This window comes from Streptomyces sp. NPDC048352 (assembly GCF_040651895.1).
GTDB lineage: Bacteria > Actinomycetota > Actinomycetes > Streptomycetales > Streptomycetaceae > Streptomyces.
Window position 1 is genome coordinate 20,979 of the sequence record NZ_JBEZKZ010000073.1, and the last position, 16,005, is coordinate 36,983.

9 protein-coding genes and 1 pseudogene are annotated in these 16,005 nt (G+C 74.6%); 7 read left to right on the plus strand and 3 right to left on the minus strand.

Features of this window, described 5'->3' with window-relative positions:
- Positions 1 to 39 precede the first annotated feature (39 nt).
- The 3 genes from AB0D45_RS28230 to AB0D45_RS28240 form a co-directional block, all read right to left on the minus strand.
- Positions 40 to 1,500 (minus strand): glutamate synthase subunit beta, encoded by a 1,461-nt coding sequence (locus AB0D45_RS28230; protein WP_361602200.1) that lies wholly within the window; start codon positions 1,498 to 1,500, stop codon positions 40 to 42.
- Positions 1,493 to 6,040 carry a glutamate synthase large subunit gene (gene gltB / locus AB0D45_RS28235; RefSeq protein ID WP_362464110.1) on the minus strand — a complete coding sequence of 1,516 codons (4,548 nt, stop codon included), beginning with the start codon at positions 6,038 to 6,040 and terminating at the stop codon, positions 1,493 to 1,495. The genes AB0D45_RS28230 and gltB overlap by 8 nt, the downstream gene beginning before the upstream one ends.
- Positions 6,041 to 6,404: 364 nt before the next feature.
- On the minus strand, positions 6,405 to 7,136 hold the full coding sequence (locus AB0D45_RS28240) for a VIT1/CCC1 transporter family protein (RefSeq protein WP_361602197.1): 732 nt from the start codon (positions 7,134 to 7,136) through the stop codon (positions 6,405 to 6,407).
- A gap of 277 nt (positions 7,137 to 7,413) precedes the next feature.
- On the opposite strand from AB0D45_RS28240, the gene AB0D45_RS28245 reads away from it, so the two are divergent.
- From AB0D45_RS28245 to AB0D45_RS28275, 7 genes and pseudogenes are all read left to right on the plus strand, one after another.
- Positions 7,414 to 8,400 (plus strand): ADP-ribosylglycohydrolase family protein, encoded by a 987-nt coding sequence (locus AB0D45_RS28245; protein ID WP_362464098.1) that lies wholly within the window; start codon positions 7,414 to 7,416, stop codon positions 8,398 to 8,400.
- A gap of 338 nt (positions 8,401 to 8,738) precedes the next feature.
- Positions 8,739 to 10,037, plus strand: coding sequence for an ADP-ribosylglycohydrolase family protein (locus tag AB0D45_RS28250; RefSeq protein WP_362464113.1), 1,299 nt, complete (start codon positions 8,739 to 8,741; stop codon positions 10,035 to 10,037).
- A 7-nt stretch (positions 10,038 to 10,044) separates the two neighbouring features.
- Positions 10,045 to 11,190 carry an ADP-ribosylglycohydrolase family protein gene (locus AB0D45_RS28255; protein ID WP_362464101.1) on the plus strand — a complete coding sequence of 382 codons (1,146 nt, stop codon included), beginning with the start codon at positions 10,045 to 10,047 and terminating at the stop codon, positions 11,188 to 11,190.
- Positions 11,191 to 11,228: 38 nt separating this feature from the next.
- Complete coding sequence (locus tag AB0D45_RS28260) at positions 11,229 to 12,647, plus strand: ADP-ribosylglycohydrolase family protein (protein ID WP_362464116.1); 1,419 nt, start codon at positions 11,229 to 11,231, stop codon at positions 12,645 to 12,647.
- Positions 12,644 to 13,528: pseudogene (rbsK, locus tag AB0D45_RS28265) on the plus strand (ribokinase); the annotation flags it as partial. The gene AB0D45_RS28260 and the pseudogene rbsK, both read left to right, overlap by 4 nt.
- A gap of 239 nt (positions 13,529 to 13,767) precedes the next feature.
- Positions 13,768 to 14,934: a CoA transferase gene (locus AB0D45_RS28270; RefSeq protein ID WP_362464119.1), complete on the plus strand. Its 1,167-nt coding sequence runs from the start codon at positions 13,768 to 13,770 to the stop codon at positions 14,932 to 14,934.
- Positions 14,931 to 15,749 carry a CoA ester lyase gene (locus AB0D45_RS28275; RefSeq protein WP_362464104.1) on the plus strand — a complete coding sequence of 273 codons (819 nt, stop codon included), beginning with the start codon at positions 14,931 to 14,933 and terminating at the stop codon, positions 15,747 to 15,749. The genes AB0D45_RS28270 and AB0D45_RS28275 overlap by 4 nt, the downstream gene beginning before the upstream one ends.
- The last annotated feature ends 256 nt before the right edge of the window (positions 15,750 to 16,005 follow it).

Below are 16,005 nucleotides of genomic sequence, written 5' to 3' on the forward strand. Positions count from 1 at the left end.
GGGGTCCCGCCGTTCGCGCGGCGGGGGCGCTGCGGGGCGCTACACCATCAGGGAGCGGTCCGTCGGCTTGACCGGGTACGGGAGGGTGCTGGTGCCGGTCAGGTAGCGGTCCACGCCGCGGGCGGCCGAGCGGCCTTCCGCGATGGCCCACACGATGAGCGACTGGCCGCGGCCCGCGTCGCCGGCGACGAAGACGCCGTCGGCGTCGGTGGCGTACGAGGCGTCGCGGGCGATGTTGCCCCGCTCGTCCAGGCTGACGCCGAACTGCTCGACCAGGCCGTTGGACTGGTCGGTGCCGGTGAAGCCCATCGCCAGGGTGACCAGCTGGGCCGGGAGGACCCGCTCGGTGCCGGGCTTCTGGACCAGCTTGCCGTCCTCGAAGGAGACCTCGACCAGGTGCAGGGCCTGGACGTTGCCGTCCTCGTCGCCCTCGAAGTGGGTGGTGGAGACGGAGTAGATCCGCTCGCCGCCCTCCTCGTGGGCCGAGGTGACCTTGTACAGCATCGGGAAGGTCGGCCACGGCTGGCCGGCCGGGCGGTCCTCCGACGGGCGCGGCATGATCTCCAGCTGCGTCACCGACAGCGCGCCCTGGCGGTGGGCGGTGCCCACGCAGTCCGCGCCGGTGTCGCCGCCGCCGATGACGACCACGTGCTTGCCCTCGGCCGTGATGGGGGGCGCCATGAAGTCGCCCTCCTGGACCTTGTTCGCGAGGGGCAGGTACTCCATCGCGAAGTGGATGCCCTTGAGGTCGCGGCCGGGGACCGGCAGGTCGCGGGAGACGGTGGCGCCCGCCGCGACGACGACCGCGTCGAACCGCTTGCGCAGGTCGGTGGCGGTGATGTCGCGGCCGACCTCGATGCCGGTACGGAACTTGGTGCCCTCCGCGCGCATCTGCTCGATGCGGCGGTTGATGTGCACCTTCTCCATCTTGAACTCGGGGATGCCGTAGCGCAGCAGGCCGCCGATGCGGTCGGCGCGCTCGTACACGACCACGGTGTGGCCGGCCCGCGTCAGCTGCTGGGCGGCGGCCAGGCCGGCCGGGCCGGAGCCGATGACGGCCACGGTCTTGCCGGACAGGCGCTCGGGCGCCTGCGGGGTGACGTCGCCGTTGTCCCAGGCCTGGTCGATGATCGAGACTTCGACGTTCTTGATCGTGACGGCCGGCTGGTTGATGCCGAGGACGCACGCCGACTCGCACGGGGCCGGGCACAGCCGCCCGGTGAACTCCGGGAAGTTGTTGGTGGCGTGGAGGCGCTCGGAGGCCGCCGTCCAGTCCTCGCGGTAGGCGTAGTCGTTCCACTCCGGGATCAGGTTCCCGAGCGGGCAGCCGTTGTGGCAGAACGGGATGCCGCAGTCCATGCAGCGGCCGGCCTGCTTGCTGATGATCGGGAGCAGCGAGCCCGGGACGTAGACCTCGTTCCAGTCCTTGAGGCGTTCGGCCACGGGACGGGTGCAGGCGGTTTCGCGCGGGGTGGTGAGGAAGCCCTTCGGGTCAGCCATGGGTCGCCGCCTCCATCATCTTCTCGGTGGTCTCGGACTCGGAGAGTCCGGCCAGCTCAGCGGCGTCCTTGGCGGCGAGCACTGCCTTGTACGTGGTCGGGATGATCTTGCTGAAGCGGGCCGCCGCGGCGTCCCAGTCAGCCAGGAGCTTCGCGGCCACGGTCGAGCCGGTCTCCTCCTCGTGGCGGCGCACCACATCGTGCAGCCACTGCTTGTCGGCGTCGGAGGGGGCCTCGACGGCCTCCTTGTTGCCGACGTTGACCTGGCGGGGGTCGAGGTCGATGACGTACGCGACGCCGCCCGACATGCCGGCCGCGAAGTTGCGGCCCGTCTCGCCGAGGACGACCGCCGTACCGCCGGTCATGTACTCGCAGCCGTGGTCGCCCACGCCCTCCGAGACGACCAGGGCACCGGAGTTGCGGACGCAGAAGCGTTCGCCGGTGCGGCCGCGCAGGAACATCTCGCCGCCGGTGGCGCCGTAGCCGATGGTGTTGCCGGCGATGGTGGAGTACTCGGCGAGGTGGTCGGCGGCGCGGTCCGGGCGGACGATCACGCGGCCGCCGGAGAGGCCCTTGCCGACGTAGTCGTTGGCGTCGCCCTCCAGGCGCAGGGTGATGCCGCTCGGCAGGAAGGCGCCGAAGGACTGGCCGGCCGACCCGGTGAAGGTCAGGTCGATGGTGTTGTCGGGCAGGCCCGCGCCACCGAACTTCCTGGTGACGTGGTGGCCGAGCATGGTGCCGACGGTCCGGTTGATGTTGCGGATCGCGACTTGGGCACGGACCGGCTGGGCGGCTTCGGCGGAGTCGGCGTTCAGCGCGTCGGCGGCGAGCTCGATCAGCTCGTTGTCGAGGGCCTTCTCCAGGCCGTGGTCCTGCTCGATCAGGGCGTGGCGGACCGCGCCCTCGGGCAGCTCCGGCACGTAGAAGAGGGGCTCGAGGTCGAGGCCCTGCGCCTTCCAGTGCGTGACGGCCTTGCTGGTGTCGAGGAGCTCGGCGTGGCCGACGGCCTCCTCGATCGTGCGGAAGCCCAGCTCGGCGAGGAGCTCGCGCACCTCCTCCGCGATGAACTCGAAGAAGTTGACGACGAACTCGGGCTTGCCGGAGAAGCGGTCGCGCAGGACCGGGTTCTGGGTGGCGATGCCGACGGGGCAGGTGTCCAGGTGGCAGACGCGCATCATGACGCAGCCGGAGACGACGAGCGGTGCGGTCGCGAAACCGAACTCCTCGGCGCCGAGCAGCGCGGCGATGACGACGTCGCGGCCGGTCTTGAGCTGGCCGTCGGTCTGGACCACGATGCGGTCGCGCAGCCCGTTGAGCAGCAGGGTCTGCTGGGTCTCGGCGAGGCCGAGCTCCCAGGGGCCGCCCGCGTGCTTGAGGGAGGTCAGAGGAGACGCGCCCGTGCCGCCGTCGTGGCCGGAGATCAGGACGACGTCCGCGTGCGCCTTGGAGACGCCCGCCGCGACCGTGCCGACGCCGACCTCGGACACGAGCTTCACGTGGATGCGCGCGGCCGGGTTGGCGTTCTTGAGGTCGTGGATCAGCTGGGCGAGGTCCTCGATGGAGTAGATGTCGTGGTGCGGCGGCGGGGAGATCAGGCCGACGCCCGGGGTGGAGTGGCGGGTCTTGGCGACCCACGGGTAGACCTTGTGGCCGGGCAGCTGGCCGCCCTCGCCGGGCTTGGCGCCCTGCGCCATCTTGATCTGGATGTCGTCGGCGTTGACGAGGTACTCGCTGGTGACGCCGAACCGGCCGGAGGCGACCTGCTTGATGGACGAGCGGCGCGCCGGGTCGTACAGGCGGTCCGGGTCCTCGCCGCCCTCACCGGTGTTGGACTTGCCGCCCAGCTGGTTCATGGCGATGGCGAGGGTCTCGTGCGCCTCCTTGGAGATGGAGCCGTACGACATGGCGCCGGTGGAGAAGCGCTTGACGATCTCGGAGACCGGCTCGACCTCGTCGATGGAGATCGACGGACGGCCCGACTCACCCGTCTTGAAGCCGAACAGGCCGCGGAGCGTCATCAGGCGCTCGGACTGCTCGTTCACGCGGTCCGTGTACTTGCGGAAGATGTCGTACCGGCGGTTGCGGGTGGCGTGCTGGAGGCGGAAGACCGTCTCCGGGTCGAACAGGTGCGGCTCGCCCTCGCGGCGCCACTGGTACTCGCCGCCGATCTCCAGCGCGCGGTGCGTGGCCGCGATGCCGGTCGCCGGGTACGCCTTGGCGTGGCGGGCGGCCACCTCCTTGGCGATGACGTCCAGGCCGGCGCCGCCGATCTTGGTGGCGGTGCCGCTGAAGTACGTGCCGACGAACTCCTCGTTCAGGCCGACGGCCTCGAAGACCTGGGCGCCGCGGTAGGAGGCGACGGTGGAGATGCCCATCTTCGACATGACCTTCAGGACGCCCTTGCCGAGGGCGTAGATCAGGTTCTTGATGGCCTGCTCCGGCTCCAGGCCGGACAGGAAGGTGCCGGCGCGCAGCAGGTCCTCGACGGACTCCATGGCCAGGTACGGGTTGACGGCCGCGGCGCCGTAGCCGATGAGCAGGGCGACGTGGTGGACCTCGCGGACGTCGCCGGCCTCGACCAGCAGGCCCACCTGGGTGCGCTGCTTGGTGGCGATGAGGTGGTGGTGCACGGCGGAGGTGAGCAGCAGCGACGGGATCGGCGCGTGCTCGGCGTCCGAGTGGCGGTCCGACAGGACGATCAGGCGGGCGCCGGCCGCGATGGCGGCGTCGGCCTCGGCGCGGATCTCCTCGATCCGGGCGGCGAGGGCGTCGCCGCCGCCGGAGACCCGGTAGAGGCCCGAGAGGGTGGCGGCCTTCATGCCCGGCATGTCGCCGTCGGCGTTGATGTGGATGAGCTTGGCGAGCTCGTCGTTGTCGATCACCGGGAAGGGCAGGGTGACGCTGCGACAGGACGCGGCGGTCGGCTCGAGCAGGTTGGACTGCGGGCCGATCGAGGACAGCAGCGAGGTGACGAGCTCCTCGCGGATGGCGTCCAGCGGCGGGTTGGTGACCTGCGCGAAGAGCTGGGTGAAGTAGTCGAAGAGCAGCCGCGGGCGCTCGGACAGGGCCGCGATGGGCGAGTCCGTACCCATGGAGCCGAGGGCTTCGCCGCCGGTGCGGGCCATGGGCGCGAGGATGACGCGCAGCTCTTCCTCGGTGTAGCCGAAGGTCTGCTGGCGGCGGGTGACCGAGGCGTGGGTGTGCACGATGTGCTCGCGCTCGGGCAGGTCCGTCAGCTCGATCTCGCCGGTTTCCAGCCATTCGGCGTAGGGCGCGGCGCCGGCCAGCTCGTCCTTGATCTCGTCGTCCTCGACGATGCGCTTCTGGGCGGTGTCGACGAGGAACATCTTGCCGGGCTGCAGGCGGCCCTTGCGGACGACCTTGGCCGGGTCGATGTCGAGGACGCCGACCTCGGAGCCGAGGACGACGAGGCCGTCGTCGGTGACCCAGTAGCGGCCGGGGCGCAGGCCGTTGCGGTCGAGGACCGCGCCGACCTGGGTGCCGTCGGTGAAGGTGACGCAGGCGGGTCCGTCCCAGGGCTCCATCAGCGTGGAGTGGTACTGGTAGAACGCGCGGCGGGCCGGGTCCATGGAGGTGTGGTTCTCCCACGCCTCCGGGATCATCATCAGCACGCTGTGCGGCAGCGACCGGCCGCCGAGGTGCAGCAGCTCCAGGACCTCGTCGAAGGAGGCCGAGTCGGAGGCGTCCGGGGTGCAGATCGGGAAGATCCGGTCGAGCACGCCGTCGCCGAAGACGTCGGACGCCAGCTGGGACTCGCGGGCCTTCATCCAGTTCCGGTTGCCCTTGACCGTGTTGATCTCGCCGTTGTGCGCGACGAAGCGGTACGGGTGGGCGAGCGGCCAGGAGGGGAAGGTGTTCGTCGAGAACCGGGAGTGGACCAGGGCGAGCGCCGAGGCGAAGCGGCGGTCGGAGAGGTCCGGGAAGAAGGGCTCCAGCTGGCCGGTGGTCAGCATGCCCTTGTAGACGATGGTGCGCGCGGAGAGCGACGGGAAGTAGACGCCGGCCTCGCGCTCGGCGCGCTTGCGCAGGACGAAGGCCTTGCGGTCCAGCTCGATGCCGGTGCTGCCGTTGCTCACGAACAGCTGGGAGAAGGCCGGCATGGTGGTGCGGGCGCCGTTGCCGAGCAGGTCCGGCGTCACCGGCACCTCGCGCCAGCCGAGGACCGTCAGGTTCTCCTCGGCGGCGATGGCCTCGATCTGCTCCACGGCGACGGCCTGTGCGGGGCCGTCGGCGGGGAGGAAGGCGATGCCGACGGCGTACGCGCCGGCCTCGGGAAGCTCGAAGCCCGCGACCTCGCGCAGGAAGGCGTCCGGCACCTGGGAGAGGATGCCCGCGCCGTCGCCGGAGTCCGGCTCGGAGCCGGTGGCGCCGCGGTGCTCGAGGTTCCGCAGGACGGTCAGGGCCTGCTCAACGAGAGTGTGGGTGGCCTCGCCGGTGAGGTTCGCCACGAATCCGACGCCGCAGGCGTCCTTCTCGTTGCGGGGGTCGTACATGCCCTGCTGGGCGGGGCGACCGTCCATGGGCGACCAGGCGGTGGTGCTGGAGCCGGTCGCGGAGTGCGTGGATGCGGAACGCATCGGCTCTCCCGTCGTCGTCGTGGCATATGTGCATAGCCGAGGGACGACGTTGGCCCTCTGCGAAAGTTGGTGCAGGCTACATGATGACGGTAATTCCGAGAACCGGATATCACATTCCAGCATGCGGACACTGCCCGAGGCAGAAAGAAGGGACCTTCAGGGGGTCGCAGACGCTTCCGTGGTCCCGGCGCGAGACGGGCATCGTTGCCCGGCGCCCTGGTGTGATGCCCAGCGGTCACGGAACCGAAACCACCGGGTAACGGACTACTTATGTTGCGTGCTGCATAGTGTCTCATTCCCGCCGCCGTTAGCCTATGGCGCCGCCGATCCAGGTTCCCAGGATGTACGTCACACCCGCAGCGGCGCCACCCAGGACGAGCTGGCGCAGACCGCTGAACCACCAGGACCGGGCCGTCACCCGCGCGACCACCGCTCCGCAGGCGAAGAGCCCGACCAGCGCCAGCAGCACGGCGGGCCACAGGGCGGTGGCCCCGAGCAGGTAGGGCAGTACGGGCAGCAGCGCGCCCAGCGCGAAGGAGCCGAAGGAGGACACGGCGGCGACGAGCGGCGAGGGCAGGTCGTCGGGGTCTATCCCCAGCTCCTCGCGGGCGTGGATCTCCAGCGCCTGGTCCGGGTCGCGCGACAGCTGCATCGCGACCTCGCGGGCGAGCGCCGGCTCGACACCCCGCGAGACGTAGAGCTCGGCCAGCTCCTCCATCTCGTCCACCGGGTGCTTGCGCAGCTGCTGGCGCTCCACGTCCAGTTCGGCGAGGACCAGCTCGCGCTGCGAGGCGACGGAGGTGTACTCGCCGGCCGCCATCGAGAAGGCGCCGGCGGCCAGGCCCGCCAGGCCGGTGATCACGATGGTCTGCGGGGCGACGGCGCCGCCGGCCACCCCGGTCATCAGGGCGAGGTTGGAGACGAGCCCGTCCATGGCACCGAAGACGGCCGGCCGCAGCCATCCACCGTTGACGTCGCGGTGGGTGTGGTTGTCGCGGTGGGCGGTGTGCAGCGGCGCTTCGATGTCGATGATGGACACGGCGTATCTCCCCTTTTGTACGAATGGGTACGAGCGGGTACGCGAAAGCCACGCGCGGTGGTGCCCGGCGCGGGGCGCTCCCCCGGAACACCTCGAAAGTACGCACGAATTACGGCTCCCGCCAGCAAGGAAGGCCGTACTTACCTGGGGTTTCGCGGGTCGGCGACCGGGTGACGGGGGTGCGCGGGGGGTGTTTCGCGGCGACAGACAAACCTCATGCCGTGGCACAAATCCCCCAAGGGCTCATGATGAGTCCCACCAAGTGGAGAGGCGCGCCATGGAGCTGATTGCATGCAATCCGCAGCTCATCCTCGAACGGGCCAGGGGCGCACTTCTCGGCCTCGCGGTGGGTGACGCGCTGGGCGCCCCCGCGGAGAACATGAAGCCGTCGGAGATCCGGGCGAGATGGGGCCGGATCGAAGGCTTCGTCTCGGACGACCCGGCCGGCACGGACGACACGGAATACGCCATCTTCTCGGGCCTGCTGCTCGCCCGCCACGGCTCCGCCCTGACCGTCGCGCACGTCGAGCGGGCCTGGCACCACTGGATCGCCGACCTGGACGAGGGCCCCTTCCGCGGCGCCGGCTTCTCGGAGCGCGGCACCCTCGAGAACCTCCGCCGAGGCCTGGCCGCGCCCATCTCGGCTCAGCACCGGCACGCCTGGTCGGACGGGCTCGCGATGCGGGCGGCCCCGTTCGGGGTGTTCGCGGCGGGCCGCCCCGCGGAGGCGGCCCGGCTCGTCGCCATCGACGGCTCGGTCAGCCACGACGGGGAGGGCATCTACGGCGGCCAGGCCGTCGCCGCCGGGGTGGCCGCGGCCATGGCGGGCGGCTCCCCCGTCTCCGCGGTCTCGGCGGCGCTGTCGGTCATCCCGTCCGACTCCTGGACGGCCCGCTCGCTGCGCCGCGCGGTGACCGCCGCCCCGCGCGGGGAGCGGGCGGTACGGTCGGCCGTCGTGATCGGCGGCTACCCGTGGACGGACCTCGCGCCGGAGGCGGTGGGCCTGGCCTTCGGGGCCTTCGCCGCCTGCGCGGGCGACTTCTCCGCCTCCGTCCTGACGGCGGTCAACATGGGCCGGGACGCCGACACCACCGCGGCGGTGGCGGGCGCCCTGGCCGGCGCCCTGTCGGGGGCGGCGGCGATCCCCGAGGCCTGGGCGTCGGCCATCGGCCCGGTCCGGGGCAGCTGCCTGCCGTCGATGCGCGGCTACCACGTCCTGGACATCGCGGACCTCCTCACCCCGGAAACCGAGCCCGCCCGATGACCCCGGACGCCCTCACCGACCCGTCCCCGAACCCGGCATCCGCAGACTCCCCCACCGGCCCGCCGCCGGCCCCGGCGTCCGCCGGCCCCCACACCGGCACGCCGCCGCAGGCAGGCGCCGTGGGATTTCACGCCGGTCCGCCGCCAGAGACTCCGACCGCGCCGACGCCCGGTCCTCCGGCCGCAGGCCCCCGGGCCGGCCTGCCACAGGAGGCACCGGCCGCGGGATCGCGCGCCGGCACGCCCCCGAACCCGGCATCCGCAGACCTCCGCACCGGCACGCCGCCGGACGCACCGGCCCCGGGGGCGCGCGCCGGTACGGCGTGGGGGGCCGGGGGCCTGCCCCCGGTTTCGGGAAGGGGCGGGGTGGGGGACGTCTCCGCCCCGGCCCGCAGCCCGGGCACGCTGCCCGCCGCCCCGCGCCAGGAGCCCCGTACGCCCATCCCACCGCCGGAGGCCACCGGCCAGGAACCCCCCGCACAGGCCACCGCCCCGGTGCCCCGTACGCCCGGCCCGCCGCAGGCGCCCCGGCGGATCGAGGGGCTCCTCCTCGGCCTCGCCGCCGGCGACGCCGCCGGGTGGCCCGCCGCGCGGCACCGGGCCAGCCGGATGCCCGAGTGGACCCGCCGCCTCACCCGCGAGCTCGACACCTTCGCGGAGCAGAACGCCACCACCACCCTCCCCGTCCCCATCGCCCTCAACCAGCCCCCCGAACCGCTGCGCCTCGGCCCCTCCGACGACGCCGAATGGGCCGCCTTCGCCGCGGAATCCGTCCTCACCGCCGCCGGGGCACTGCTCAGCGACCTCTCCCGCTCCCGCCGCATGCGCGCCGCCATCGACCTCGCCTGGAACGCCCTGGCCAGCGAGGTCGCCGCGGCCGCGGAACGCGCCCCCGAGGTGGAGTCCGCCGTGCTCCCGATGCGCGCCCGCATCTCGGTGCGCGCCGGGCTCGGCAACCTCGCCGCCGGCCTGCGCCCGCCCGCCACCGGCCACGACAACCCGCACTACTTCGACGACGCCGCCTGCGTGCGTGCCTGCGTACTCGCCGTCGTGCACCCCGGCGATCCCGAAGCGGCCGCGGACCTCGCCGAGTTCGACGCCCGTTACACCCAGGACGGCGACGGGGTCCACGGCGCCCGCGCCATGGCCGCCGCCGTCGCCGCCGCCCTCGCGGGCGCGGACACCGACACGGCCGTCGACACCGCGCTGGCCCAGCTGCCCGCCGCCACCGAGATCGGCCGCAACGCCCGGCACGCCGTCACCCTCGCCCGCGCGGAGACCGGCGGCGCCTTCGCCCTCGTCCCGCTCCTGGAGCACCAGATCGTCGACCACGTCTACAGCTACGGCATCGCCGCCGCCGAGACCGTCCCCGTCGCCCTCGCCCTCGCCACCGCCGCCCGCGGCCGGGTCTGCGAGGCCGTCCCGGCCGCCGCCTGCCTCTCCCGCGTCGCCGACTCCGCCCCCGCCCTCGCCGGCGCCCTCACCGGCGCCCTCGGCGGCGGCGACTCCCTCCCCGCCGCCTGGCGCGAGGCCTGCCGCACCCTCTCCGGCTGCGCCCTGCCCCGGCTGGCCGGAACCGACCTCGTCGAACTCGCCGCACTGCTCACGCGTACGGAACTCACCACACGGAAGGGATGATCCGGGCATGACCCTCACACTGGAGGACCGGTTCACGGGCGCCCTCGTCGGAGCCGCCGTGGGCGACGCCCTCGGCGGCCCGGTGGAGGGCTGGTCCCCGGAACAGATCGCCGAACGGCACGGCGGCCGCGTCCACGGCATCGTCGGCCCCTGGTACGAGGACTGGCGCACCGCCAGACCCATCGCGCCCTACCACAAGGGCGACGGCCACGTCACCGACGACACCCTCATGACGCACGCGCTGGTCCGCGTCTACGCGGCCGTACGCGACCACCTGGACGCCTACGCGGTCGCCGAGCACCTCGTACCGGACCTGATGGGCGTCCCGCGCTGGATCCCCGAGCTGGAGGCCGAGGCCCTGCCCCTCCAGCGGGTGTTCCTCGCCGAGAAGTGGATCGTGACCCGGCTGCACTACGCGCACGCGGACCCCCGCGAGGCGGGCAACGGCAACATCGTCAACTGCGGCGCGGCGATGTACATGGCACCGGTCGGGCTGGTCAACGCGGGCAACCCGGCCGCCGCGTACGCCGAGGCGCTGGACGTCGCGGGCGCGCACCAGTCCTCGTACGGGCGGGAGGCGGCGGGCGTCTTCGCGGCCGCAGTCGCGGCGGCCTGCATTCCGGGGGCGAGCGCCGCGTCGGTGGTGGACACCGCGCTGTCCCTGGCCAAGGACGGCACCCGCGAGGCCATCGCGGCGGTACGCGACGTCGCGCTGCGGCACCGGGACGCCGAGTCCGCCCTCGCCCCGCTGCGGGCGGCGGTGGCCCCGTACGACTCGGTCGGCCCCGACTACCGCGCCCCCTCGCTGGGCGCCCGGCGCCCGTCCCGCCTGCACTCCGTCGAGGAGCTGCCGATCGCCCTCGGGATGCTGCTGGTCACGGACGGGCGGTACGAGACCGCCGTGCTCGGCGCGGTCAACTACGGCCGCGACTGCGACTCCACCGCCACGATGGCGGGGGCGATCGCGGGGGCCCTGGGCGGGGAGTCCGCGGTGCCGGCCGGCTGGGCGAAGCAGGTCGCGGAGGCCAGCCGCCTCGACCTGCACGCCCCGGCGGCGGAGCTCGCCGCGGTCGCCCGGGAGGTCTTCGACCGGGACCGGTCCCGCCGGCGCGCCCACGAGAGCGCCTTCGCCGCCATCGCGTCCGCGCGGTGACGGCCTCCCGTACGGGGGCGGCCCCGGCCGCCGCCGGGGTGACGGCCTCCCCCGCCGCCGCCCCGGACCGCGTACGCCTCACCTGGGTGCAGCCCGAGGACCTGATCGGCCACGAGCTGCGCCAGGCGGCGGAGGACGGCCGGGACCCCGGCCCGGCCCTGCGCACCTGGCTCGCGGCGGGCGGCCGTCCGGCCCCCGCCCGGGCCGGGGCCTCCGCCGTCCCGGCCTCGCCGGAGCTGCGCGCCCTCGCCGGCCGCCTGCTGGACGGCCTCGCGGCCCTGCCCGTCCCCTCGGCCGCGGCCGAGCCCACCGCCTGGCCGGCCCTGCGCGCCACCTGGCCCGCGTCCCCGCCTCCGCCGGCCCGCGCGGAGGCGGAGCCGGGGCTGCAACGCCGGCTGGAGGCCGCCTGGCTCGGGCGGGCCGTCGGCTGCGTACTCGGCAAACCCGTGGAGAAGCTCCCCCTGGAGGGGATCCGCGCCCTCGCCCGCGCCGCCGGGAACTGGCCGCTGGACGACTGGTTCACCGCACGCGGCGTCCCCGCGGACGTCCTGGCCGCCCATCCGTGGAACCGGCGTTCCGCGCCCACCTCCCTCGCCGAGAACATCGACGGCGCGCCCGAGGACGACGACCTCGACCACCCCCTGCTCGGCCTGCTGCTGCTCCGGCGGCACGGCAAGGGGTTCACCACCGCCGACCTGGGCCGCCTCTGGCTCGACGAACTCCCCGCCGGCCGCACCTTCACCGCCGAGCGCGTCGCCTACCGCAACCTCCTCCAGGGGCTGGAACCCCCGCTCACCGCCACCCGCCACAACCCCTTCCGCGAGTGGATCGGCGCCCTCATCCGCGCCGACGTCCACGGCTGGACCAACCCGGCGGACCCGGCCGCGGCCGCCGAGCAGGCCTGGCGGGACGCCACCCTCACCCACACCGCCAACGGGGTCTACGCCGCGCTCTTCATCGCGGCCGCCACCGCCCAGGCCGCCGGCGGCCGGGCCGACGTGCACGGCGCGCTCCGGGCCGGCCTGGGCGTCGTACCGCCCGGCTCGCGCCTCGCCGAAGCCGTCCGCTTCGGGATCCGCGCCGCCCGCGAGGAGTCGGGTCCCACCCGTCCGGAGTGCGGGTTCGAGCGCGTCGTGGACCGGCTGCACGCCCGCTACGGCCACTACCACTGGGTGCACGCCGTCCCCAACACCGCGCTGATCGCGGCCGCCCTCACCCACGCCGACGGGGACTTCACGCACTCCGTGTGCCGGGCGGTGTCCGGCGGCTGGGACACCGACTCCAACGGCGCCACCGCCGGGTCGATCGCCGGGCTCCTGGCCGGGTCCCCGGAGCGGATCCCCGAGCGCTGGACCGCACCGCTGGGGAACCGCCTCGCCACCACCGTCGCCGGTTTCGACGGCGTCGGCTTCGACACCCTCGCCCACCTCACCGCCCAGGAGGCAACCCGATCATGACGGCCATCGCCGTGCTCGGCAGTACCAACATGGACCTCGTCGCCTACGTGCCCAAGGCCCCCCGCCTCGGGGAGACCGTCACCGGGCGGGAGTTCCGCACGGTCCCCGGCGGCAAGGGCGCCAACCAGGCGGTGGCCGCCGCTCGCCTCGGCGGGGAGGTGGTGATGATCGGCGCGGTCGGGACGGACGAGTTCGGCGTACGGCTGCGGGCCGGGCTCGCCGCGTCCGGGGTCGAGACCGCCGCCCTGCGCACCGTCGAGGGGCCGAGCGGAACCGCGCACATCACGGTGGACGACGAGGGCGGGAACAGCATCGTCGTCATTCCCGGCGCCAACGCCCGTGTCACCGGCCTGGAGGCGGGCGACGCGTCGCGGATCGGCGCCGCCGACTGCCTGCTGCTCCAGCTGGAACTCCCCCTGGAGGCCGTCCTCGCCGGCGCCCTCGCCGCCCGCGCGCACGGCGTCCGTACGGTCCTCACCCCGGCCCCGGCGCAGCCGCTGCCGGCCGGCCTGCTCGCCGCCACCGACCTGCTCGTCCCGAACGAGCACGAGGCCGCCGCCCTCACCGGCCTCACCGACCCGCTGCGGGCCGCCGAGGCGCTGCTGCGCGAGGTGCCGGAGGTGGTGGTCACCCTGGGCGCGGCCGGGTGCCTGTACGCGGCCCGGGGGCGCGAGCCCCTCACCGTGGCCGCGCCCCGGGTGCGGGCGGTGGACACCACCGCCGCCGGGGACACCTTCGTCGGGGCGCTCGCGGTGGCCCTCGGGGAGGGCCGCGCCATGCCGGAGGCGCTGCGCTGGGCCTCGGCGGCGGCGGCCCTGTCGGTCCAGCGGCCCGGCGCGCAGGACTCCATGCCGACCCGGGCGGAGACGGACGCCCTCGCCCCGGCCGGGCCGGTACCGGACTCCCCCGCGGCCGGGCCGGGCGGGAACCCCGGCCCCGGCCCTGCCCCCGGCCCTTCGCCGGCCGGGCCGCGGCCGGGGGCGCCGGCCGCCGGGGCGCCCGGGACGGGGAGCGGCGCCGGATCCGGAGCGGCCTCGTGACCCCGGCCGGACGCGCGCCCGCCGACGGACGCGCACCCGCCGCGGCCGGCCCGGAAGCCGTCGGCGGCCCCCTCGCGGGGCTGCGCGTGCTCGACCTCGCCACCCTCTTCGCCGGGCCCCTCGCCGCCACCCTGCTCGGGGACTTCGGGGCCGAGGTGGTCAAGGTCGAGCACCCGCACCGGCCCGACCCCTCCCGCGGGCACGGCCCCGCCAAGGACGGGGTCGGGCTGTGGTGGAAGCTGCTCGGGCGGAACAAGCGGACGATGACCCTCGACCTGTCCACGCCCGGCGGCCGGGACACCCTGCTGCGGCTGGCCGCCACCGCCGACGTGGTCGTCGAGAACTTCCGCCCCGGCACCCTGGAGCGGTGGGGGCTGGGCTGGACCGAGCTGTCCGCCGCCAACCCGCGGCTGGTCCTGGCCCGCGTCACGGCCTTCGGCCAGCAGGGCCCGTACGCCCGCCGCCCGGGCTTCGGCACCCTCGCCGAGGCGATGAGCGGGTTCGCCTCGATCACCGGCGAGCCGGACGGCCCGCCGACCCTCCCTCCCTTCGGGCTCGCGGACTCCATCGCCGCGCTGACCACCGCGTACGCGGTGATGACGGCGCTGGCGGCGCGCGACCGCACCGGGCGCGGGCAGGTCGTGGACCTGGCCATCATCGAGCCGATCCTCACCGTGCTCGGCCCGCACCCGCTCTGGTACGACCAGCTCGGCTACGTCCAGCCGCGCACCGGCAACCGCTCGGCCAACAACGCCCCCCGCAACACCTACCGCAGCGCGGACGGCCGCTGGCTGGCGGTGTCCGCCTCGGCGCAGTCGGTCGCGGAGCGGGTGGTGCGCCTCGTCGGCCGGCCGGAGCTGGTCGCCGAGCCCTGGTTCCCGACCGGTTCCGGGCGGGCCGCCCATGCCGGGGTCATCGACGAGGCGGTCGGCGGCTGGATCGCACGGCACAAGGCGGACGAGGTGGTCGCTGCCTTCGAGGAGGCCGAAGCCGCCGTCGCCCTGGTCTACGACGTCCGGGACGTGATGGCCGATCCGCAGTTCGCGGCGCTCGACACGGTCACCGAGGTCGAGGACCCGGAACTGGGCCCGCTGAGGATGCAGAACGTCCTCTTCCGGCTGTCCGAGACCCCCGGCGGGATCCGCTGGGCGGGCCGCCCGCACGGCGCGGACACCGAAGCCGTCCTGACCGAGCTCGGCCTGACCCGGGCCGAGCTCGCCGCTCTCCGCCTGGAGGGAGCACTGTGATCCTGACCTGGCTCTACGCACCCGGGGACCGCCCGGAGGTGGTGGCCAAGGCCCTGCGCTGCGGGGCCGACGCGGTCATCGTCGACCTGGAGGACTCGGTGTCGGCCTCGCGCAAGGAGTACGCCCGCGCGGCCACCGCCGAACTGCTCACCGAGCGGCCCCCGGTCCCCGTCCACGTCCGCGTCAACGCCCTCGGCTCCCCCTGGTCGGGCGCGGACCTGACGGCGCTGGCCGGGCTGCACGGGCTCGCCGGGCTGCGGCTGCCCAAGGTCGACGCGCCGGAGCAGATCACCCGGGTGGCGGACCGCACCGGAGGGGTGGCGCTGTACGCGCTGCTGGAGTCCGCGCTGGGCGTGGAGAGGGCGTACGAGATCGCCCGCGCCCACCCCTCCTTGCAGGGGCTGACCCTGGGCGAGGCGGATCTGCGCGCCGACCTCGGCGTCAGCGCGGAGAGCGGGCTCGACTGGCCGCGTTCCAGGGTCGTCATCGCGGCCCGGGCCGCCGGGCTGGCGCCGCCGGCCCAGTCGGTCTTCCCGGACATCCGGGACCTGGAGGCGCTGGCCGTGTCCTGCGCGCGGGGGCGGGCGCTGGGGTTCCTCGGGCGGGCGGCGATCCACCCGCGCCAGCTGCCGGTGATCGAGCGGGCCTACCTCCCCGGGCCGGAGGAGGTCACCGCCGCCGAGGAGATCGTCACCGCCGCCCGCGCCATGCCGGGGGCCCTCGCCCTCCCGGACGGCCGCTTCGTGGACCCGGCGGTGGTGGCGGCCGCCCACCGCACCCTGTCCCTGTCGCAGCGCGCCGCGTTCCCTTCTTGAGGCGCCGCACACCTTCTTCACGCGCCGCTCGCGCCGCTCGCGCGCTGCGCCGGACTCCGTCCGTCGGGCGTGGGGCGGGGTCGGTTCGGGTGGCCGGGGCCGGTGGGTCGTGTGCGGGTGGTGTGCCGCTGCGCGGGGCTTGCCCCTCCCCGCCCTTCCACCGTTCCCTGGGGGGGGCGCCCCCCCACCCCCCCCCCCCCAAACCCCCGGAGGCGGGGGGAACCACCCCCCCCCCCCCCGGAGGCGGGCGGCGCCG

Coding starts and splice junctions, on each gene's coding strand:
- AB0D45_RS28230 (WP_361602200.1), bottom strand. CDS start 1,500: ATGGCTGACCCGAAGGGCTTCCTCACCACCCCGCGCGAAACCGCCTGC.
- gltB (WP_362464110.1), bottom strand. CDS start 6,040: ATGGACGGTCGCCCCGCCCAGCAGGGCATGTACGACCCCCGCAACGAG.
- AB0D45_RS28245 (WP_362464098.1), top strand. CDS start 7,414: ATGGAGCTGATTGCATGCAATCCGCAGCTCATCCTCGAACGGGCCAGG.
- AB0D45_RS28255 (WP_362464101.1), top strand. CDS start 10,045: ATGACCCTCACACTGGAGGACCGGTTCACGGGCGCCCTCGTCGGAGCC.